The following is a 21,320-nucleotide window of genomic DNA, read 5'->3' on the forward strand; positions in this document are numbered from 1 at the left end:
AAAAACAAGACGGTAATCACTTGATAATTAGTTGTATTAACTTCGCACGGATTTGAGTAGGTAAATTGCCAGTAGTAAAAATATAATATTCGGGATGGCGACTGCCATTAAGGGCGACCAACCCGAAGTTTCGGCAAGTGTGCCAAAAATACGGTCGAAAAATACGAATACAAAGCCGATAACAATCCCGAATGCTAAGTTTACACCCATTCCACCTCTGCGTTTTACCGATGACACGGCAACTCCGATAATAGTCAAAATAAAAGCCGTAACCATCAGGCCCCATCGGCGGTATTTTACTAATAGATAGAGGTTTAAGTTAGGTGATCCTTTCATTCTTTCGCGCTCAATGAATTTATTGAGTTCAAAAATATTTTTGTTTTCAGCGGCATATTCCATCGGCATTAAATCTTCAATTGAGAAGTTGAAAAGCGTGTCAAGCACAGGCTTACGCTCAATGATGTCCTCGTGTTTACCGATGGTGCGTTTAACGTAATCCGTTAATCGATACGTTTTTACGCTGTCATTTTCAATCCACTGAATGGATTGCGCCATTATTTTTTGTTTCAGATAAATTCCTTCAAAATGTTCCACCGAAAAATTGTAACCCGTTTTTTCGTTATAGTTAAACGAACTGACGTACAGGTAATCGTTTTCTGAAAATTGATTGTACAAATCGTTCACGCTACTGACAGTTCGGCTGCGTGTGTATTTATTGGCAAAATCGTTGTAATATTGGCTTGCTTCCGGAACAACAAACATTCCCATAACAAAAACAATTACCGAAATGATGGAAGCTCCGATAAAAAACGGACGTAAAAAGCGGTTAAACGAAATTCCGGAACTTAAAATGGCAATAATTTCGGTGTTATTCGCCAATTTGGACGTAAACCAAATGATGGATAAAAACAACAAAATCGGGAATAAAATATTAGCGAAATAAATGGCAAAACTCCCGTAATAGATTAATATTTCGTCAATTGGAGCTTTTCGTTCAATCATTTTATCGACCTTTTCCGATAGGTCAATAACGATGCCGATGGGTACAAAAAGCACCATCAGAGCCAAAAAAGTGGTCAAATATCGTTTTAATATGTACCAGTCTAATATTTTCATTTTCAGTATGGAAGCCCTCAAATAGGGTGCTACATTATTTTTTGAATTTCGTTTAAAATATCTTTGGCTACTTCTTTTTTGCTTTTTAGCGGAAAAGCAGTTTGACTCTTATGAGTGATGAAAGTGATTTTATTAGTTTCTGTTCCAAAACCTGCTCCTTTGTCTTTCAATGAGTTAAGAACAATGCCGTCTAAATTTTTTCGGGTTAATTTTTTGTTGGCATTTTCCAATTCGTTTTCGGTTTCCAAAGCAAAACCGATAAGCACTTGTTGTTTTTTTCGTTTGCCCAATGCTGCCAAAATATCAACGGTGTTTACCAGCTCCAAAATTAAATTTGTGTCCTTTTTCTTAATTTTTTCAGGTGCTTTTGTTTTCGGGGTATAGTCTGCTACGGCTGCTGAAAGAATCGCAATATTGGCGTTATCAAATTCATTTATAGTGGCTTCGTACATTTGTAAGGCGCTAATTACTGGGTGTACCTGTACCTTTTTATCGATATTCGTTTCAGCGGAAGGTCCTAAAATCAAATGAACCTCGGCATCTTGTGCAGCAGCTTCATTGGCAAGGGCTATTCCCATTTTTCCGGTGGAAAAATTCCCTATAAAACGCACAGGGTCAATGGCTTCGTAAGTAGGTCCGGCGGTAATGACTATCTTTTTTCCTTTAAAGACGCTATTTTTACAAAGTGTATTTTCAATTGCGGTAACGATGTCTTCCGGTTCTGCCATTCTGCCTTGCCCAACCAGTCCGCTTGCCAGTTCGCCATATGCGGCAGGAATAATTTGATTTCCAAAGGATTGCAGTTTTTCCAAATTCTTATTCACCGTTGGATGTGCGTACATATCCAAATCCATAGCGGGAGCCACAAAAACGGGCGCTTTTGCTGAAAAATAAGTAGCGAGTAATAGGTTATCACACTGACCGTGAGCCATTTTTGCCAAAGTGTTTGCCGTGGCGGGCGCTATGAGCATCACATCAGCCCAGAGTGCCAAATCAACGTGGTTATTCCATTGATTATCATTGGTTTGAAATGATGAAAGTACTTTGTTTTTAGAAAGTGTAGCTAATGTCAGCGGGGCTACGAAAGCCTCGGCATTTTCGGTTGTAATTACCTGTACTTGATGTCCTTGCTTAACGAGCAGGCGTACCAAATGAGGCGTTTTATAGGCTGCAATGCCACCCGTAATCCCTAAAATTATATTCATTTTTAGCTTAAAAAAGATGAAACAACGGCTTTTAACACAAACAGATAAACTCCATACAATGAAATAATTAAGTTTGATTTTCATTGTTTGGAGTTATGCTAAATTGTTTAAACAGGTATGGATTAGTTTGATTCTCTGTAATAAACCTTATCTTCCAACCATTCTTTAATGGCGATAGCTTGTGGCTTAGGAAGTTTTTCGTAAAATTTAGAAACTTCAATTTGTTCCTTATTTTCAAAAATTTCCTCCAAATTATCGTTGTTGGTGGCAAACTCATCCAATTTTTCGATGAGTTCCTTTTTTATTTCAGAATTGATTTGAACGGCACGTTTTGCAATGATTGAGATTGCCTCGTAAATATTTTCGGTAGGCGCTTCAATGGCACTTCGGTTGTAGGTAACCGTAGTTGTAGGTGCATCAATCTTTTTAAAATCCATAGTTTGTAATTTTTATAATAAGAGTTACGAATAATTTTTTAATGATGTTTCAATTTTCCCAAGCATTCTGTCGGCGTCTTTTTTATAGCGCGTTTCAGGGAACGACTTCATTAGGGTTTGATAGGCTTCTTTAGCAATGTCCAGTCGTTCTTTCTTTTTGTGTTCCACGCTGTTTGCTGCCCATTCGTAAGCGGAATGCAACCGAATGTAAAGGGCCTCCTCTCTGAAAACACTTCCGGGATTGTTAGCTAAAAAATTGTCTAATGACTTGATAGCCGCCTGATAATCACGGATTAAATCATATTGTTTGGCTATTTCAAATTCTTTTTTTTGTAAACGAGTAACCAAATCCAAAGTCATTTCATTGGCTTCTGCGGCGTATTCAGAGCGTGAATGGCGGTCTAAGAAAAGTTGTAACTTTTCAAGTGCACTGTTTGTAAAAGTCTGGTCTACACTGTATTTGGGTGCTTCGGTGTAAAGCGATTTTGCCTCTAAAAAAGCGGCTTCGGCAACCTTTTCACTTCGTGGATACAATTTTTGAAAACGCTCAAACTGATACGCAGCCAAGTTGTATTGCTTAGATTTGTAATATGAATCACCGAACATATACAGCACGCGTTCGCCTTGCGGTTTTCCGGCATAGGCAGGTGAAAATTGCTCAAACAACCGGATTGCTTTTTTGTATTTTCCGTCTTTATAGAGTTGTTCAGCCATTGTGTATTTGGCTGAACTATCGGGTGATTTCAACACCTTTTGATACTCTCCGCAAGAGCTTACCAATCCGGCTCCTACCAAACTTATAATGATGTGTTTTTTTATTTGCATTGGGCAAAAGTAAACAGTTTTTATGATATATCAAAATTATGTAAGCATTCCGCCATCAACGTTAAGCACCTGACCTGTTATGTAAGCCGACATATCAGAGGCTAAAAACACGCAGGCGTTTGCCACGTCTTCGGGTTTTCCGCCGCGTTTTAGCGGAATATTATCGCGCCAGCCTTGCACTACTTTTTCGTCAAGCACGGCGGTCATTTCGGTTTCGATAAAGCCCGGTGCAATGGCATTACAACGAATGTTTCGCGAACCCAATTCAAGCGCGATTGATTTGGTAAAACCAATGCTTCCGGCTTTTGATGCGGCGTAGTTTGATTGTCCCGCATTTCCCTTTACACCAACAACGCTGCTGATGTTAATGATGGAACCTTTTCGCTGTTTTAGCATTGTGCGTTGCACGGCTTTGGTCATATTAAAAACGGATTTCAAATTCACTTCAATCACTTTGTCAAAATCTTCTTCCGAAATACGCATTAGCAGATTATCTTTGGTAATTCCGGCGTTATTAACCAGAATGTCAATATTTTCAAATTCTGATACAACCGTATCAATAAATTTTTGAGCTTCGTTAAAATCGGCAGCATTACTTTGATATCCTTTGGCTTTTATACCCTTGGCTTTCAGTTCATCTTCAAGTTTTTGTGCCGCCTCAACCGATGAGTTGTACGTAAAGGCGATATTGGCTCCGTGTGAGGCAAAAACTTCGGCAATTCCTCGCCCGATACCCCTGCTTGCTCCCGTAATAACGGCTGTTTTTCCTTCTAATAGTTTCATAATTTAAAAAGTTTATAAGTAATTATTATTTAATTTATCCTCCTACACGTTTCACCTTAAAACCCTTACTTTTGAGAAAATCCATAATTTTTTCGCGATAATCTCCCTGAATGATGATGGTGTCGTTTTTGAATGATCCGCCAACGCCTAAAAGTGTTTTGATTTCTTTGGTTAATGTTTTAAAATCGTGGTCTGCCCCTGTGTATCCTTCAATGACAGTTACGGGTTTGCCTTTGCGTTTTTCGTATTTGCATAACAGCGGGTCATCTTGCAACCACACATTTGAGGGTTCTTGCTTGGCAATCGGCTCTTCAATATGGTCAGGAAACAAATTTTTGAGTTGTTCACGCAACATTTTGTCAGTGTGTAATAAAATCGGGCAAATGTACGAATAAAAAAATTAATTTCTGGGAATATTCAGATTAAATTTAAATTCTTTGCTAATTTTGCACCCGTTAAATTTTAATGATTACAGAAAAAATGAAAAAATTATTTTTTGTCTTTTTTATGCTATCGCTACTAAGTTGTAGTTCGCAGAAAGCTGACTTACAGCAAGATGATAAAATATTGTCGTTGTTTTTGAATGAAATTTCACAGCCTCGGCTTCGTGAAACTTTGCAAGTAATCGCTGCCGATTCAATGCAGGGACGTGACACAGGGAGTGAAGGCATCAAAAAAGCAGCCAATTACATCGTTTCACGCTATGAGAAAGAAGGGATTAGCCGCCCGCCCAAGGCTTCGGGCTGGTTTCAAAGCATTCCAAAATCGTTTTGGGGCAATCGTTTTGGTGATTCCGACAACATTTGGGCTTTTGTGGAAGGAAGTGAAAAACCCGATGAAATTATCGTTGTTTCAGCGCATTATGACCATATCGGAAGCAGTTTTGGTCAGATTTTTAACGGCGCCGATGATAACGGTTCCGGAACCGTAGCCGTGATGGAATTGGCACGTGTTTTTACCCAAGCCAAACTAAAAGGATTTTCATCCAAGCGTTCCATACTGTTTTTATTGGTGACCGCCGAAGAGAAAGGGCTTTACGGTTCGGATTATTATTCCCAAAATCCGTTGTACCCTTTGAAAAATACGGTTGCCAATATCAATATTGATATGATTGGGCGGGTAGACGATTTACATACCGATAATAATTATATTTATGTGATTGGAGCAGATCGACTAAGTTCTGAGCTTCACGCTATTAACGAAACGATGAATCGAAAGTATGTCGGCTTGCATTTAGATTATAAATATGACGACCGAAATGACCCTTGGCAGATTTATTATCGTTCTGACCACTACAATTTTGCAAAACACGGCATTCCGTCCGTATTTTTCTTCAACGGCATTCACGATGACTATCATCAGCCTACTGATACGTATGAAAAGATAGATTTTGAGGCACTTACCAAACGAACCAAGCTCATTTTTGCCCTTACGTGGGAGCTGGCAAACCGCTCCGAGCGCATCAAAGTTGATAGAGACGGAAAATAAAATTGTGAAATCACATTTAATTTGCTACTTTTGCACGCCTAAAAAACAGAAAAATGAAATATTTACAGAATAAATACGTAAAAATAGGTATAGCCGCATTGATTGTCGTGTGGGCAGTTTATCAGTTTGTGGAAGGAAATATCGGTAACGGCATTGCGTTGTTGCTCTTGTCGTTAATTCCCGTTTTTTTGTATTTCCGCAATGAATTTATTTTGCTGGCGTTTTTCAGATTGCGAAAACAAGACTTTGCCGGAACACAAAAATGGTTGAGCAAAATTGTGGAACCCGAAACGGCTTTAATCAAAAAACAACAGGGATATTACAATTATTTACACGGAATTATTTACTCGCAAATTAACTTGACGCAAGCCGAAAAATTCTTCCGTAAGGCGCTGGATTTGGGACTTACGATGGATTATGACGTTGCGATGGCAAAACTGAGTTTGGCGGGAATTATGATGCAAAAACGCCGAAAACGAGAAGCTCAAGAATTGCTTGCCGAAGCCAAAAAATTAGACAAGCAAAATATGATGACCGAGCAAATCAAAATGATGCAGCAACAATTGAAAAAGATTTAAGTATAGTTTTTTTAATCAAAAAGAGCAGTTTACACACGTTTGTAAATTGCTCTTTTTTACAACCAAACACTGAGCCATTTCATAATCGCGGGGGCTAAAACAGCTGTGAAAATTCCGTTGAAAATCATTCCTAAACTGGCATAAGCGGCGTGTTTTTCACTGAGCCGAAACGCTGCCATAACACCCAGTCCGTGAGCCGCCGTTCCCATTGCGATGCCTTTGCCCATCGGGCTTTTCACGCTGCATATTTCCAAAATTTTAAATCCGAAAAGGCTGCCTAAAATTCCTGTGGCAAGTACCGAAGTAACCGTAATGGCGGGTATGCCGCCAAGGGTTTGTGATATTTCAATGGCGATGGGCGTTGTTACCGATTTGGGTGTGAGTGAAGTAACCACCTCTTTGCCTGCTCCCAACCATTTAGCGGTAAAACAAACCGAAAAAATCCCCACTAAACTGCCAATAAACTGACATACAATAAGCGGAATTAATTGTTTTTTGATTTTTGAAAGTTGCAAATATAACGGCACACCCAGTGCAACAATTGAGGGTTTCAGCCAAAACTCAATAAAAACGCCCGCTTGTACATATTTTTCGTATGAAATACTGAAAACCAACAGATAACCAATCAAAACCGCTGTGGTTATCAAAACCGGACTCAATAGGGGCGATTTGTATTTTTTCTGTAAAAATAAGGCTCCGTAATATATAAGGAAGGTCAAAGTCAAAAGCAATAGCGGATTTTCTGAAAATGAATTCATCTTTACTTTATTTTTTTGCGTAAAAATTGATAAACGTGTCCGGTAACTACCATAACAGCTATCGTACTGACAACTATGGCGGTACTAATCGACCAAAAGTTGCTTGAAATCACATCGAAATAAACCAAAACGGCAACACTCGGCGGGACAAAAAACAGCCCTAAGTTTGCAATCAAAAGGTCTGAAATCGCTTTTACCCACTGCAATTTTACCCACCCCAAATGCAAAAACAGGGTCAGAAAAAACATTCCTATAATACTTGAAGGAAAACGGATTTGCGTCAGGTAAACAACCAATTCACCCAAAGCCAAACACCCGAAAATAATGGCACAATACCGAACTAACATAACTACGAAATAGAAAAATCGTTGCAAAAATACTTTCTTTTTTGCAAAAACGAGTTATTTTACAAGAAAATTTTAAATTATGAAAATAATTAAAAAATAGTGTATTTATTTGGTTTTTAGTTTTTTATGTCTTTAAGCGATTTCTTGCACGAAAAAAAATATGTGAAAAAAAACATAAAATTTTGTGAGGCTATCAAACTTTTGTATATATTTGCCCTGTGAACAAAAAAGGAAAAAGCTATGATGAATTCAGACAACTTAAAAGAGACTCAACAGGAAGAATTTTCATTTGAAAATGAGTACAACAATGAGCCTAAAAAAGGGGGGGGAGTAGTATCCAAGATTTTAATTGGAATTTTGGCTATCACGACCGGTTTTGTGGGATACCACGCTTATTCGCTTCGTACAGAAAAAGAAAAAAACGAGGCTGAGCTTAACCTACAAAAAGAGCAAATCATCAATGAGCTTGGAGCTTTAAAAACCAGTTATGATAAAGCTGTTGAAGAAAATAAAGCTACAAGCCAAGAGTTGGTTGAAGCTCGCAATAAGGTGAGTCTATACATAGACTCTCTTAAAACGATGAAAGTTTCCATCGCCTCATTGAACAAGTATCGCAATCAGGTGTTTGCCCTAACCAAAGAGCGTGAGCGTTTGTTGGCAATCAATGATTCGTTGCGCCGTTCAAATGCTGTGATTACGCAACAACGCGACAGCGTTACCGGAGCGTTGCAAAATGCTACCGTTTATGCCGATTCATTGGTGCAACAAAACACGAAGCTTAAAAAAGTGGTTGAAAGTGGTGAGGCGTTGAGCATCAGTAAGTTAGTTACCGAAGCTGTGAAAGAGCGTTCAAGCGGAAAGTTAATTGAAACTAGCCGTTCAAGAGCTGCTGACAAAATTCGTGTTTGTTTTACCGTAACCGCTAACAGGATTGCTAAATCCGGAACACGTTACTTCTACGTGCAATTGATTGACCCAAGCGGAATTACATTAGGGCAAAATGAAACTACCTCAATGGAAGATACAACCATCAATTACAGTACCGCTGCACGGTTTATCTATGAAAACAAAAACATTGATGTGTGTGATTTTGTAGCAAAGTCAGGTGACAGATTTGAAAAAGGAACTTACAAAGTGGTTGTTTTTGATGACAAACTCCGTAATGTGGGTGAAACAGAATTTGTTCTTAAATAAGGAATGTTTAAAAAATTATTAATTAATACAAAATCCGGAGTTATCTTTTGATAACTCCGGATTTTTTTATGATTAAACATACGTTAAACTTACTTTAAAACGCTGCCGTACCAAATCTTGCACCTGTGAAATGGATTTGAAACAACGTTTTAATTTGGTTTTTTCTTCCTTGCTTAAACTATTGATATCCAAATATCTTCCGTTGTTATCGTGTTTTAATCCGCTTTTAATTCTGAATTTTAACAGTGCTTTGGCGGCATAGGCGGCATCTAAATAAAGTTCTTTATTGGCAGGTTCGGCTTCGGCTAACTTTTCAAATCGTTCGGCGGTGTTGGTAACGTTTTTGATTTTAAACAAAAGTGTAAGCAAACGGGCTATATCACTAATGGTTGTCAAAGCTCGGGCTTTTAAATCAAATTGGTCTTTGTATTTTCCGTCGTGTTCTACAATAAAATTTCTGAAAAATCCAAGAGGAGAAGGATTTTCAAGCGCACTTTTTGCCAATAAAGCCATAAAACGCTCATTATTTTGAGTAAAATCAACTACTTTTTCACTCAGTTTTTGCACCAGTGTAGGTTCGCCGAAAGAAAATGCCATATCATAAAAAATCGAAAACATCAAAAGGTCGGCATCGTTGGCATTAGATATCCACTTATGAAACTGGGATTCCCATTTTTCCAAACTCAAACACCAATTTGGGTTTCGAGCCATCATATCAGCCGGACAGTAATCGTACCCGATTTTGTTGAGCATCGTGTTGATTTTATCGGCTAATTGCAGAAAATATTCTTGTGTTTTTTCATAATTTTCTTCCGTAACATTCTCAAAAACAATAGCGTTGTCTTGATCAGTGAGTAAAAATTGTTCTTTTCGGGCATAGCTTCCCAAACCTACCCACGCAAAACGAACGGGTGGGGGAGCAGGCATTCGTTTGATACATATTTCAATGACTTTTACGGTAATGGCTTCAAAAAGCTGATGAAACAAATCGGTTATCAAGCCTAACGGAATGTTTTGTAACACATAGCCTTTCAGTAAGTTAAGTGATTGCTTGCGAATCCGTTTTAGGTGTTTTGACTTTTTTGAGCGCTTTACGGCTTTCATCAGTTCAGGGATACTGTTGCCTTTAACGGTTTCAATGTCGTGCTGAGTCATAATGCCGCATACAGCGGTTTGAGGACTTCCGTCTTCGGTGATTATCAAATGATTAATGTTATTTTTAATCATTTCAAACTGGGCTTGGGCGATGGTCATTCGTTTTGGATAGGTTTTGACGGGGGTGCTCATCACTTGTGCCACTTTCATATCCAATGAAAAGAAACCCGTTGCGATTTGTTTTCGTAAATCCTTGTCGGTAACGATGCCGAGCGGTTTTTTATCGGAATCGGTTACCACAATGCTGCTCACACGCTTTTCCGTCATTAAAGAAGTAGCTTGTTGAATGTTTTCTTCTGGTTTGATTTTGACTACTTTACGAACATAAACAGCCGGTTGTAGTTCAAAAAAATCTTTTTGAAGCATATTGCGGTCAAAATTCTGATACAAAAACTTGGTATAATCAACCGAATAGGGATTACGTGTTTTTGAGGCAAAAATTTCGATTAGATACAGCCCTATTTTGGTATCTTTTTCAATAATGGGGCGAAATTCATTGGCGGGAATCCCGTAAACGATTGATTCTTCTTGTGTAACAGCCGTCATCATATAAGGCGTGTTGGTAATAATCGGTCGCACGCCAAACACATCGCCTTCATCACAAATATCCACCATTTCCGAGTTGTCATTCACCGTTTGCCGAATTTCAATAGCGCCTTCTTTTACGATGTATAAATAATCGTGTGCTTGGTCGTGTTCTTTGAATAAAATTTCTCCCTTTTGTAAATAAATAACCACTACTTCCTTTGATAAATTGAGCAAATCATTCTCATCAATAGCATCAAAAGGAGGATATTTTTTTAAAAAATCGTGAACCCTACGGGCTATGGTATTTTTCATATATATATGATTTACAGCTAAGTATGTTGTTGTTTTTCATTTACATCGTGTAACTTCCCAACCGATTTCCCGACAATCATTGCCACACAGGCATCGCCGGTAACGTTGGCTACGGTTCGCATCATATCCAGTGGGCGATCAACGGCAAAGATAAGTGCCAATCCGGCTTCGGGTATGCCCGCTTGTTCCAAAATGATAACCAACATCGCGATGCTGGCACCCGGAACGCCCGCTGCCCCGATAGAAGCTAATGTGGCGGTAACGACAATTCCCAACTGAGCCGTGAAACTCAAATCCAAGCCCGAAGCCTGTGCAATGAAAATGGTGGCGATACCGAGATACAAACTGGTTCCGTCCATATTTATGGTAGCGCCCAACGGAATTACAAAGCTCGCAACTTCTTCATCTACACCCAATTCGTCTTCCACGCGTTCCATCGTTAAGGGCATTGTTGCCGAGCTTGAACTGGTTGAAAATGCCAATAGCTGAACCGGAGCCATTTTTTGAAGGAAAAATTTCGGCGTTCGTTTGGTGAAAACCCATACTAAAATGCAATAGATGCCCATCAGTATCGTTAAACCGCTAAACACGCACAAAGCATAAACAAACAAAGCCGAAAGTACCTCTGAATTAGGCACTTCAACAATTAAACCGGCAATGAGGGCAAACACACCGTAAGGGGCAACTTTCATTATTAAATCAATGACTTTCAATATAATATCATTGAGGCTGTTGAAAAAATCCTTCATCGGTTTGGTTTTTTCTTCCGGAATTAAAATCATCGCAAACCCGAAAAGAATGGCACAGAAAATAATTTGCAACATATTGGAATTATCCGTCGCTGATAGGAAAAGGTTGTCCGGAATAAGATTTTCAATGGCATCAAGCGGTCGGGCTTCTTTTTGTTTTTGCGCAATGCTGATGCTTTTATCTGCTTGTGATTTAAAGCCTTCCATCAATTCGGTTCGGGTTTCGGAGGTAAGCATTTTGCCGGGTTGTACGATGTTTGCCACCGTAAGCCCGATGGAAACCGCCAAAACCGTTGTCATCATATAAATTAAAATGGTTCGTGTACCGATTTTTGAGAACTTGGAAATATCTTTCAAATCGGAAATTCCTTTGATTAATGAAGCTAAAATCAGAGGAATAGCAATGATTTTTAGTGCTTTGATGAACATATTTCCGAAGGGCTTGATGTAATCCAAAACAAAGTTTTTGCCCCACGAAAATTGCAACATTACCAAAGCCAACAAACCGCCGGCAAGCATTCCGATGAGGATTTGCCAGTGTAACGCTATTTTTTTCTTTTTTTCCATACGCTTAAAAATGTAAAAGTGATTGAAATTCTTTTCTTCTTGATTTGACCCGCAATATATAACTTTTTTGAAAAATAGTAAATTTATAAACTGTTTTTTCTATTTTTGCAAGCGAATTTTTTAACACTTACAGGTGATTTTTACAGATTATCTTCGTTTCTTGGTTCGCTCAATTCATTTACACGGAGTGCATTCTCCTTTTGTTTTTGATTTGATTACAAATTGTTTATGCTTAAAAAATCAAAAAACAATTGCTCCGATGAATCAGTTGCTTCAAACGGGAATTTCATCAAAACAATTTTCACTTTTGTTGCAAATAATTCGGCATTTTGGCGTGAAAAATATGCTGATTGATGATGAAAATCTTCAAAAAATACTCAATTCCGTTTTTAAAAATATTCAGATTGAAAGCAATTTTGATTTGGAAATGAAAACCAAAAAATACGATTTGATTTTCCTGAAAAATAGCTTGAAAACCAGTTGCCCGACTTCTTTTTTGACCTGTATGCACAATGATAGTGTTTTGATACTTAATGATATACATACGAAAATGAACAAACCGCATTGGCGTAAAATTGTGCAACATCATCAAACAACGGCTTGTGTTGATACTTTTAAGCAGGGATATGCTTTTATCCGTAAAGAACAAAAAAAAGAACTTTTTTTCGTTAAAGTGTGATATTTTTCATATATTCGCACGAAATAACCAAATCTCCCAAATATATAGCACGCTATGAATTTATTGGAAATTAGAGACATAAAACGCGATTTTAAATTAGGAAGCGAAATTTTGAACGTTCTTAAAGGAATTCATTTGGATATTAAGAAAGGGGAGTACGTAGCGCTGATGGGACCGTCAGGTTCGGGCAAATCCACATTGATGAATATTTTGGGGTGTTTGGATACGCCCACATCGGGGGAATATTTTCTTAACGGAAAGGATGTGAGTAAGTTATCTGACGGGGAACTTGCCGATATTCGCAATAAAGAAATCGGATTTGTGTTTCAAACTTTTAATTTGATGCCGCGAACAACGGCGTTGGATAACGTTGCTTTGCCAATGGTTTATGCCGGAATTAAAAAAGAAAAACGCCAAGAGCGCGCTCGTGAAGTTTTGGAATTGGTTGGGTTGGCTGACCGTATGAGTCATAAACCCAATGAGTTATCCGGAGGGCAACGCCAGCGGGTTGCCGTGGCGCGGGCTTTGGTTAATCATCCTTCGATTATTTTGGCTGATGAACCCACCGGAAACCTCGATTCCAAAACCTCGTACGAAATAATGGCGCTTTTTGACGAGATTCACCAAAAAGGAAATACCGTTATTTTAGTAACCCACGAAGAAGATATCGCGCAACACGCTCATCGAATTATTCGATTGCGTGACGGATTGATTGATAGTGATATACAAAAACAATAAAACAACAATGAAAAACATTTTGTTGTGTTTTATTTTTAAATAAATAACAGCATACAGATTTTAAACACGATAAAAATTTGATTTATATCTTATAAATCAAATTTTTTATTTGTTATATGATGTATTTTAGAGTAAAACTGTTTTTTGTACGTTAAATCTTTGTCAAAGTTTTAAACTTTGACAAAGATAAAATATAAAAATTATTTTTTGATATAAAAAAATATAAAAGTAATGTTGAAATTTTAAAAATAAACGTTGTAAATTATATTTTATACATATAAAATTAAAAAAGTAATGTTGTAAAAATGATTTTTAATATACAAAATCATTTTTTATACGTTAAAATATTTGTTAAAGTTCAAAATTTTGACAAAGATAAGAAATAAAAGTTATTTTTGATATGCAAAATTATTTTTTATATATTAAAATTTTTAAAAATGCTAAAATTTTGGAAAAAGTAGGAGGGAAGAGCTGTTTTTATGATAAAAAATAATATAATCAATAATTTTTTATTAAAAATCTGATGAAAAAAGTAAAAATAATCAAGTTGAAAACAAAAACTAAATAAATTAAAAGAATGAATACGTTAGAACATACATTTTTAACATACTTAGAGAATTTTATAACTGATGCACGAAAAAATAGATTTGAAGAAATCCTTTCGCAACGCACGAATCACTTTACCGTAGCAATTGAAGACGTTTTTCAGATGCACAACACAAGCGCCGTGATACGCAGCTGTGAAGTTTTTGGTGTGCAGCAGGCACATTTGATAGAAGAACGTTTTGGAAAGCGTTTAGACGCAAAAATAGCGATGGGAGCGCAAAAATGGGTTGATACTTTTCGATATGAAAGCACAAAAAACTGTATTGATACGTTACGCAAGAAAGGATATCAAATTGTGGCAACAACTCCACATACAAAAGCTAATTTTTTAGATGACTTTGACATCAGCAAACCAAGTGCTTTCTTTTTCGGAACTGAAAAAGATGGTTTGTCACGTGAAGTATTGGAACAAGCAGATACGTATTTAAAAATTCCAATGGTAGGATTTACCGAGAGTCTAAACATTTCGGTTTGTGTAGCTATTATTTTGCAGCAACTAACTGAAAAACTACGAAAATCAAGTATAAATTGGCAACTTTCAGATGAAGAAAAACTAAAAATACGTATTGATTGGACTAAAAAGTCAATTCGGAATGTAAATGACGTTATAAAACGTTTCAATGAGCTTCATAAAGCGTCATTCAACGTTATTTAAACTATTTTTGACATATAAAATTAAAAAAATAACGTAGTTTTTTTAATTTTTATCATCTTTTTAAATTTAAAAACCTTTGAGAATCTTTTTTGTATGTTCTCAAAGGTTTTTCTTTGAATTTTTTGTAATTTTATAGATGAATTATGGTAAAGTTAATCTGAAAAATTACTTTTTTTTCTAAAATTTGAATTCGAATGTAAGATAAACATATCGGTTGAATATTTTATTCTTTGAAATTTCAAGAAAAGATTCATTTAGGTCATAGGTTGTGAAAAAATGAGTATTAAAAAGGTTTCCGCTACCTATACTATACCGAAATCGAGGTGTTTTATAAGCTAGTTCAGCATCTAAATTCACAAAATGATGTTTATCTTTAAAAAAGTAAATATGCTGAACGTATAGTTGCGATAATAATTTCTTATTTATAAATTGCTTTTTTAAAAGTATAGATGTATTTAAGAAATTAACAGCTTTATGATGTGTAGTTGTTGAGTTCTTAAAGATAAAGTGAGCATACTTTGGCAAAAAAGTAGCTGAAAAATCATCATTTACTTTATATAAAAGGTCTAAACTATTTATAAAACGTTGTGCTTGTGATGTTTCAAGTGAATTTTCTTGTAGATATTCAGTTTGGTTACCTAAATATTCCGAACTTATAGTTAGCCAAAGCTTTTGGGAAAGTCGTTTTTTATATTTTATAGAATACAAATTGAATTGGTTAGTAAGCTGATTGGCTTGGGAATATATAAAATCATTTTTGTAAACATAATTATTTTGATTTTTAGTTTGCCCGTGCAAATAGGCAACTTCCAATTCTGATTTGTTATTAAAAATTTTATTAAAATTAGCTGTATAAGTGGTATTGTATGTAGGAAAAATGGTTTGGCTACTTGTAAAAATGGTTTGGTAATCTAATAAGAGGTTTCCGCTTACTATTTTTTGGAGCGGGAATGTTGTTATATTTTTTTCTATTGATGCCGAAATATTAGTAAAGTTATCCCAATTGTAAGTTAATGTTGCCTCATACTCGGGAAAGCTGTTCTTTTCATTGGGAAAGCTTTCCCAAGGAGTGGGAAAGGTCAAAAATGAGTAAACTAATCTTCCTTTTATAAAAAGATTGCCCAAAAATAGATTTAATTTGTAATAAATTGAATTTTTTTGATAACTTAGCTTTGTTTTTTGGTTTCCAAAAGCATTTTCATTAGCAATTTTTTCATTATCAAGCTGAAAAAGTGTATATTCATATCCGATATAATGTGTGCCAAGCATTTCTGAAATAAAGGAAAGCTCATTATTGCTTGCAATTGTTTTATATCGGTTTTTGTTTTCTTGAAAAAGGTTTGGGAGAGTACGACTTTGCTTTTGGAGATGTGCAAAAGTGGTGTAATCTTCATTTTTGAATGAAAATTTAGCTATAAAACCCCATTTTTTAGTTATCAGATATTCTAGGAGATTATTAAAATAGAAATTGTTTTCATATTGTTTCTTTCGGAAAGTATTCCCAAACGGATTGTGAACTATATTACGGGTTTGTTGGTCAAAATAAACATAATTTACATCTGATAGTAATTTTAGATTATCAGAACTATATTTTAGTTGAACTTTACTTTTTGATTGGTATTCAGCAATAAACCCTTGGTCATTAATATAATCCAATAGGGAATCACCCAAAAAGAGTTGGCGTTCAAATCCTTTTTCAATGAAATGATAATTGGCAAATGTTCCAACATATAAATCGGTTTTTTCAGACAGCGGAAGGTTTAGTGAAAGTCCGCCAATGCTTTTGTCTTGTGAAAGAAAGCTTTGGAAACCATAAATATCTTCTTGGTAAGTACTCCTTTTTTTTAGGTCATTAATATCAACGGGAATGCTAAATATTTTATGGAATGCTTCTTCTCCAATGTTGCGAATGTATTCTAATTCAATGGTATTTTTATTAAAATTATTGTTTTCGGCAAAAAGCTGAACGTTTATTTTTGAATTTAATGAAAAAAGATTGGTTATTCCGCCCAATTTCAAGTTGTTTTGGTATCCGGTGTTGATTTGCTGCTTTCCGAAGAATGATTTTTTAATATTTTTTTTGAGTTTTATGTCCAAAACAACAAATTTTTCCGCATCAATGAGGCTTTCTTTTATTTTTTTATCCTTTTCATCGAAACGAACCTCTATGTTTTGAACGTTTTTCGGGTCGATTGTTTTGGTGAGCATCGCCGCACCGAAGTCGGAAACCTCTTTTCCGTCAATAAGCACCTTTCGGATTACTTTGCCGTTCACTTCGATGCTTCCGTCGGGGTGGATTTTGAATCCGTCAATCTTAGCAAGCACTTTTTCAAGTGATTCATCGTGATTTTCGGTAAAGAAATCGGTATTGTAAATGATGGTATCTTTCTTGACGATGATGGGTTTTTGTTTTTGAATGACAACTTCGTCAAGTTCAATGTTTTTTGGGCGTAAGGCAAGCTCAACAGTCAGTTTTTTAAGTTGGTCGGTGCCGATAACAACGGTTTGTGAACTTTTTTCAAACCCGAGTTTGGAAGCATCAATGCGGAAAATGCCTTCGGGTTGCTCTTTAGTGAATGAAAACACACCTTGCTCGTTGGTATATTGATATTCAAGGATTTTGTTGGTGTTGGCATCGTATAACAAAACGGCGGCATTATCAATAACCGTTTGTTTTTCTGCGTTTTTGACAATGCCGCTTATTTGTGTTTGAGCATTAATGTTTGTGATGATGAACAAAATCCCGATAAGGTAATAAAATCGGTTCATTTGCTTTATTTTTTGAGTTTTTTCTTGTTTTGTTTTTGGATTTCTTTAATTTTTTTTGGGTTTTCGTGGAAGAAATAAACGACATCGTTCTTAGTAACTTCGTTTTCTTTGTTGAACTCTTTAAACGTATAAGAGCTGTTAAAATCAATGTTTTTCGCAGTCCATACATTGTTGGATTTTTCAAACTGAACTTCTAAAATTAACCCGGGCAAGCCGTAATATCTTGTTGGTCCAGAAGGTATTGGAATTTCAGAAGTGAACCAAGCAATGGCTTTCCCTTTATAAAAAAAGTCATCTTTTTCAGTGTCAAACGAATCGGTAGTAGCTTTTTGTACCTTATAGCCCAATATTTCTTTCGTGTCATCGTGAATTTCCCAGACAATATCATTTTTCCATCGGCTGTATAAAATGGTACTATCTTTTAGCGTACGATTGTCTTCTACTTCTTGTTGTTTATAATGATAATTACTGATGTACTTAATAAAATGGGGCGTAATCAGGTAGTTATTAACTCTGTAATCTCTTTCCTGTTGTAAAAAAACAAATTGTGATTTTGAGTCAGTCAAATACAAATGACAATTATCTTCCACTACTTCCGGAAATTTAGTGCTGTATGTTACGTAATCAACTTTTACCACATTTTCCTGGCTGTATATGTTAGCATTGAATACCATTAATAAAATTAATATAATAAGGTTTTTCATAATGTAACGAATTTTAAGAAAAATGTTTGGAGAAATCCCCCAAACAATTTTCAGAGAAACAAATCTTACTTACTAAAATGAAAATCATTTTTCTCATATTCTAAAAAATTTATTAATTATTACTGGTGCAAAGATATAAAAACGTATTTCTATTTTCCAAATTTTTACCGGAAAAAAAATAGGTTTATTTATTTTAACAAAGAAAATATGTTTAAATAGTCTCATTTTAAGAGAATATTAAGTTTTGTGTTAAAAAAATAAGAATTTAAAAAAAATAGAGGGTTAAAATTTTTAAATTCTTATTTTTAAGTGTTTTTTAATGTTTCGTAAAATCAGTGTGTTATCAATTTTAAAATATTTAAAACATTGATTTATAATTAATTATTTTGTATTTTAGGAATGATAAAAAAAATAAACTTTAACTAAAATTTGCAAATTAAAATTAATTTTGAAATGAAAAAATTAAAGTATAAAAAAAGCCGCCATTAGGCAGCTTTTTGTTTATTATTTATTGAATTTTTACAAGGTATTGATGTTGTTTAAATCTTCAAAGGCTTTTTTCAAACGGGTAACGAATGTTTTTTCGCCTTCTCTGAGCCAAACGCGTGGGTCGTAATATTTTTTGTTAGGAACATCCGCACCTTCGGGGTTTCCGATTTGCGATTGCAAGTAAGGGGCTTTGGCAGCCATATAATCACGAACTCCCTCAGTGAAAGCATATTGCAAGTCGGTATCAATGTTCATTTTGATAACCCCGTACGAAATTGCTTCACGAATTTCCTCAACGCTTGAACCTGACCCTCCGTGGAAAACGAAATCAACGGTGTTGTGAGGTACGTTGTAGTTTTTAGAGATGTATTCTTGTGAATTTTTCAAGATTTTTGGCGTAAGTTTCACGTTTCCGGGTTTGTACACGCCGTGAACGTTACCGAAAGCGGCTGCAATGGTAAATTGTGGACTCACTTTCAAAAGCTCTTCATAAGCGTAAGCCACCTCCTCGGGTTGGGTGTACAATTTTGAAGCCTCAACGTCGGAATTATCCACACCATCTTCTTCGCCACCGGTAATTCCGAGCTCAATTTCGAGGGTCATACCCATTTTGCTCATTCGCTCCAAATATTTTTTGCAGATTTCGATGTTTTCTTTCAAAGGTTCTTCCGAAAGGTCAATCATATGCGAGCTGAACAAAGGTTTTCCGGTTTCGGCAAAATGCTTTTCTGAAGCGTCAAGCAAGCCATCAATCCACGGAAGTAATTTTTTTGCACAATGGTCGGTATGAAGAATTACGCTAACTCCGTAAAGTTCAGCCAGTTGATGTACGTGTTTTGCACCCGCCACAGCACCGGCAACAGCTGCACGCTGGTTTTCGTTTGAAAGTCCTTTTCCTGCCATAAAGCAAGCGCCTCCGTTTGAAAACTGAATGATTACGGGGGCATTGACCTCTTTCGCGGTTTCCATCACGGCATTGATAGTGTTTGAACTAACAACGTTTACAGCCGGAAGGGCAAATCCTTTTTCTTTGGCGTATTGGAAAATCTCTTGCACTTGTTTCCCAACGGCTACGCCCGGTTTAATGTTATGTGCCATTTATATTATGAAATTAAAATTATACTTCGTTGATAATTAGTAAAATATTTAGGATTAAAAACATAAAATAACAATTTTCTCTTGTTTTGTTACCCAGCCTAAATTTGGTAACAAAGATACTATTTTTTGTTCAGATGACAAAAATAAAGTTTGTTTTTCTGGGGATAAATTTTTTATCCATTAACTATTTGTAATTGAAAATCAGTTTTTTATTTGAAGATACACAAGATAAATTTCGGGTCGTTAGGTGTTAAATTTTCGATAAATATCAGATTATTTACAGCTGTGTTGATTTATTTTTTAACTTTGCCCTTTGTAAAACAAAAATTTATGAAAAACCCTACATTCAGGCTTTATTTTATTGATGTAATGCGGGCTTTTGCCATTTGTATGATGCTGCAGGGGCATTTTGTTGATGGGTTATTGGCAAATGAATATCGTAATACGGATTATTTACCTTTTTCTACATGGTTGTTTTTCAGAGGACTGACAGCTCCTGTGTTTTTTACCGTTTCAGGTTTCATTTTTATGTATTTGTTGGCAAAAGAAAAAACAGAAGGTAAAACGGGATGGAATCACGTTAGAGTTGTCAAAGGAATTCGAAGGGGTATTACATTGATTATCACAGCTTATTTGTTGCGCACTCACTTTTGGAGTCTGTTTGCCGGAAAAATATATCCGAATACGTATATGGTTGATGTACTGCATTGTATAGGACTTTCACTGTTGTTTCTCATCGCCATTTATTTGTTTTCATACCGTAAAAAAACGTACGTAATGCCCGTTATATTACTCGGTTTTACGCTGTTTTTATTTGCGTTTGCGCCTGTTTATTTGCAACAATCGTATGACTTTTTGCCTGTGGCATTGGCGAATTATTTCACGCAAGCTAACGGTTCGGTTTTCACGATTTTCCCTTGGTTTGGCTATGCTTCATTTGGGGCGTTTGTCGGGGTTTTGTTCAGTATTTTCAGAAATCGGGCAGACGTATATCGTTATGCTATTGCTTTTACCACTTTCTTCGGATTGTTGTTATCATTTGGTTCTCAGCCGTTTTTGGGGTGGATTCATCATTTAGTGAATTCGGAGATTACCCTATTGATGGCTCAAAATACCATATTTAATCGTTTGGGAAACGTGATGCTGATTTTTTCGGTGTTTATGTTGCTTCGTGATGTGATTATGTCAAAAACCATACGCACCATTGGGCAAAATACGCTTTCGATTTATATTATTCATTATATTATCCTCTACGGAAGTTTTACGGGTTTTGGGTTGTATCAGTATTTTCACCACCAATTAAGTCCGTATGTGGTAATTCCGGGGGCACTTTTGTTTGTAGTGCTAAATGTCTGGTTGTCATTTAAGTACAACCAATGGAAACCTATTGTTTCAGAAAAATATACCATTGTAAAACAAGAGATTAAAATGTTTCTGATTGAAGTGTATTATCTGATGGGGGTGTTGCTTAACAGATTAAAAAACAAGCTGTTGGAATTTATTTTTGCACTTAAACGAAATTCGTGATTTTTTTCCATTT

General features: G+C 35.9%; 20 protein-coding genes. 7 read left to right on the forward strand and 13 right to left on the reverse strand.

The window, feature by feature from the left end; genetic code table 11:
- Window positions 1-36: 36 nt before the first annotated feature.
- The 6 genes from Q4D72_RS03435 to Q4D72_RS03460 form a co-directional block, all read right to left on the reverse strand.
- Window positions 37-1,116, reverse strand: a complete 1,080-nt coding sequence (locus tag Q4D72_RS03435; RefSeq protein ID WP_303076023.1) for an LptF/LptG family permease — start codon at window positions 1,114-1,116, stop codon at window positions 37-39.
- A 29-nt stretch (window positions 1,117-1,145) separates the two neighbouring features.
- Window positions 1,146-2,321 (reverse strand): bifunctional phosphopantothenoylcysteine decarboxylase/phosphopantothenate--cysteine ligase CoaBC, encoded by a 1,176-nt coding sequence (gene coaBC, locus Q4D72_RS03440; protein WP_303076025.1) that lies wholly within the window; start codon window positions 2,319-2,321, stop codon window positions 1,146-1,148.
- 122 nt (window positions 2,322-2,443) lie between these two features.
- A complete protein-coding gene (locus tag Q4D72_RS03445; protein WP_303076026.1) occupies window positions 2,444-2,758 on the reverse strand; it encodes a DNA-directed RNA polymerase subunit omega in 315 nt (104 codons plus the stop codon).
- A 24-nt stretch (window positions 2,759-2,782) separates the two neighbouring features.
- Entirely contained in the window at window positions 2,783-3,583 is an 801-nt protein-coding gene (locus tag Q4D72_RS03450; RefSeq protein WP_303076027.1) for an outer membrane protein assembly factor BamD, read from the reverse strand.
- Between the two features lie 36 nt (window positions 3,584-3,619).
- On the reverse strand, window positions 3,620-4,366 hold the full coding sequence (gene fabG, locus Q4D72_RS03455; RefSeq protein WP_303076028.1) for a 3-oxoacyl-[acyl-carrier-protein] reductase: 747 nt from the start codon (window positions 4,364-4,366) through the stop codon (window positions 3,620-3,622).
- Between the two features lie 34 nt (window positions 4,367-4,400).
- Window positions 4,401-4,721, reverse strand: a complete 321-nt coding sequence (locus tag Q4D72_RS03460) for a translation initiation factor (protein WP_303076029.1) — start codon at window positions 4,719-4,721, stop codon at window positions 4,401-4,403.
- A gap of 125 nt (window positions 4,722-4,846) precedes the next feature.
- Here Q4D72_RS03460 and Q4D72_RS03465 point away from each other — a divergent pair, with 125 nt between their 5' ends.
- Together Q4D72_RS03465 and Q4D72_RS03470 are read left to right on the forward strand one after the other, a co-directional pair.
- Window positions 4,847-5,854 (forward strand): M28 family metallopeptidase, encoded by a 1,008-nt coding sequence (locus Q4D72_RS03465; protein WP_303076030.1) that lies wholly within the window; start codon window positions 4,847-4,849, stop codon window positions 5,852-5,854.
- A gap of 53 nt (window positions 5,855-5,907) precedes the next feature.
- Window positions 5,908-6,432, forward strand: coding sequence for a DUF2892 domain-containing protein (locus Q4D72_RS03470; RefSeq protein ID WP_303076031.1), 525 nt, complete (start codon window positions 5,908-5,910; stop codon window positions 6,430-6,432).
- A 56-nt stretch (window positions 6,433-6,488) separates the two neighbouring features.
- On the opposite strand, the gene Q4D72_RS03475 is transcribed toward Q4D72_RS03470, so the two are convergent.
- Complete coding sequence (locus Q4D72_RS03475) at window positions 6,489-7,190, reverse strand: LrgB family protein (RefSeq protein ID WP_303076033.1); 702 nt, start codon at window positions 7,188-7,190, stop codon at window positions 6,489-6,491.
- 2 nt (window positions 7,191-7,192) lie between these two features.
- On the reverse strand, window positions 7,193-7,537 hold the full coding sequence (locus tag Q4D72_RS03480; RefSeq protein WP_303076090.1) for a CidA/LrgA family protein: 345 nt from the start codon (window positions 7,535-7,537) through the stop codon (window positions 7,193-7,195).
- 240 nt (window positions 7,538-7,777) lie between these two features.
- On the opposite strand from Q4D72_RS03480, the gene Q4D72_RS03485 reads away from it, so the two are divergent.
- Window positions 7,778-8,731, forward strand: coding sequence for a hypothetical protein (locus tag Q4D72_RS03485; protein ID WP_303076034.1), 954 nt, complete (start codon window positions 7,778-7,780; stop codon window positions 8,729-8,731).
- Window positions 8,732-8,803: 72 nt separating this feature from the next.
- Here the strand turns inward: Q4D72_RS03485 and Q4D72_RS03490 are convergent, their stop codons facing one another.
- Together Q4D72_RS03490 and Q4D72_RS03495 are read right to left on the reverse strand one after the other, a co-directional pair.
- On the reverse strand, window positions 8,804-10,726 hold the full coding sequence (locus tag Q4D72_RS03490; protein ID WP_303076035.1) for a DUF294 nucleotidyltransferase-like domain-containing protein: 1,923 nt from the start codon (window positions 10,724-10,726) through the stop codon (window positions 8,804-8,806).
- Between the two features lie 17 nt (window positions 10,727-10,743).
- Window positions 10,744-12,042, reverse strand: coding sequence for a dicarboxylate/amino acid:cation symporter (locus tag Q4D72_RS03495; RefSeq protein ID WP_303076036.1), 1,299 nt, complete (start codon window positions 12,040-12,042; stop codon window positions 10,744-10,746).
- Window positions 12,043-12,301: 259 nt separating this feature from the next.
- Between Q4D72_RS03495 and Q4D72_RS03500 the strand changes: the two genes are divergently transcribed.
- The 3 genes from Q4D72_RS03500 to Q4D72_RS03510 all read left to right on the forward strand — a co-directional run bounded on the left by Q4D72_RS03500 (window position 12,302) and on the right by Q4D72_RS03510 (window position 14,720).
- The gene (locus Q4D72_RS03500; RefSeq protein WP_303076037.1) at window positions 12,302-12,721 is read left to right on the forward strand and encodes a hypothetical protein; all 420 of its coding nucleotides are present in this window, start codon (window positions 12,302-12,304) and stop codon (window positions 12,719-12,721) included.
- 54 nt (window positions 12,722-12,775) lie between these two features.
- Complete coding sequence (locus Q4D72_RS03505) at window positions 12,776-13,459, forward strand: ABC transporter ATP-binding protein (RefSeq protein ID WP_303076038.1); 684 nt, start codon at window positions 12,776-12,778, stop codon at window positions 13,457-13,459.
- A gap of 577 nt (window positions 13,460-14,036) precedes the next feature.
- Window positions 14,037-14,720 (forward strand): RNA methyltransferase, encoded by a 684-nt coding sequence (locus Q4D72_RS03510; protein ID WP_303076039.1) that lies wholly within the window; start codon window positions 14,037-14,039, stop codon window positions 14,718-14,720.
- 177 nt (window positions 14,721-14,897) lie between these two features.
- Here the strand turns inward: Q4D72_RS03510 and Q4D72_RS03515 are convergent, their stop codons facing one another.
- The 3 genes from Q4D72_RS03515 to fbaA form a co-directional block, all read right to left on the reverse strand.
- Complete coding sequence (locus tag Q4D72_RS03515; RefSeq protein WP_303076041.1) at window positions 14,898-17,489, reverse strand: carboxypeptidase-like regulatory domain-containing protein; 2,592 nt, start codon at window positions 17,487-17,489, stop codon at window positions 14,898-14,900.
- Between the two features lie 5 nt (window positions 17,490-17,494).
- Window positions 17,495-18,193: a GLPGLI family protein gene (locus Q4D72_RS03520; protein WP_303076042.1), complete on the reverse strand. Its 699-nt coding sequence runs from the start codon at window positions 18,191-18,193 to the stop codon at window positions 17,495-17,497.
- Between the two features lie 519 nt (window positions 18,194-18,712).
- Complete coding sequence (fbaA, locus tag Q4D72_RS03525) at window positions 18,713-19,780, reverse strand: class II fructose-bisphosphate aldolase (RefSeq protein WP_303076044.1); 1,068 nt, start codon at window positions 19,778-19,780, stop codon at window positions 18,713-18,715.
- A 330-nt stretch (window positions 19,781-20,110) separates the two neighbouring features.
- On the opposite strand from fbaA, the gene Q4D72_RS03530 reads away from it, so the two are divergent.
- The gene (locus Q4D72_RS03530) at window positions 20,111-21,307 is read left to right on the forward strand and encodes a heparan-alpha-glucosaminide N-acetyltransferase domain-containing protein (protein WP_303076046.1); all 1,197 of its coding nucleotides are present in this window, start codon (window positions 20,111-20,113) and stop codon (window positions 21,305-21,307) included.
- The last annotated feature ends 13 nt before the right edge of the window (window positions 21,308-21,320 follow it).

The organism is Capnocytophaga sp., assembly GCF_030532915.1.
In the GTDB taxonomy this organism is placed as follows: Bacteria; Bacteroidota; Bacteroidia; order Flavobacteriales; family Flavobacteriaceae; genus Capnocytophaga.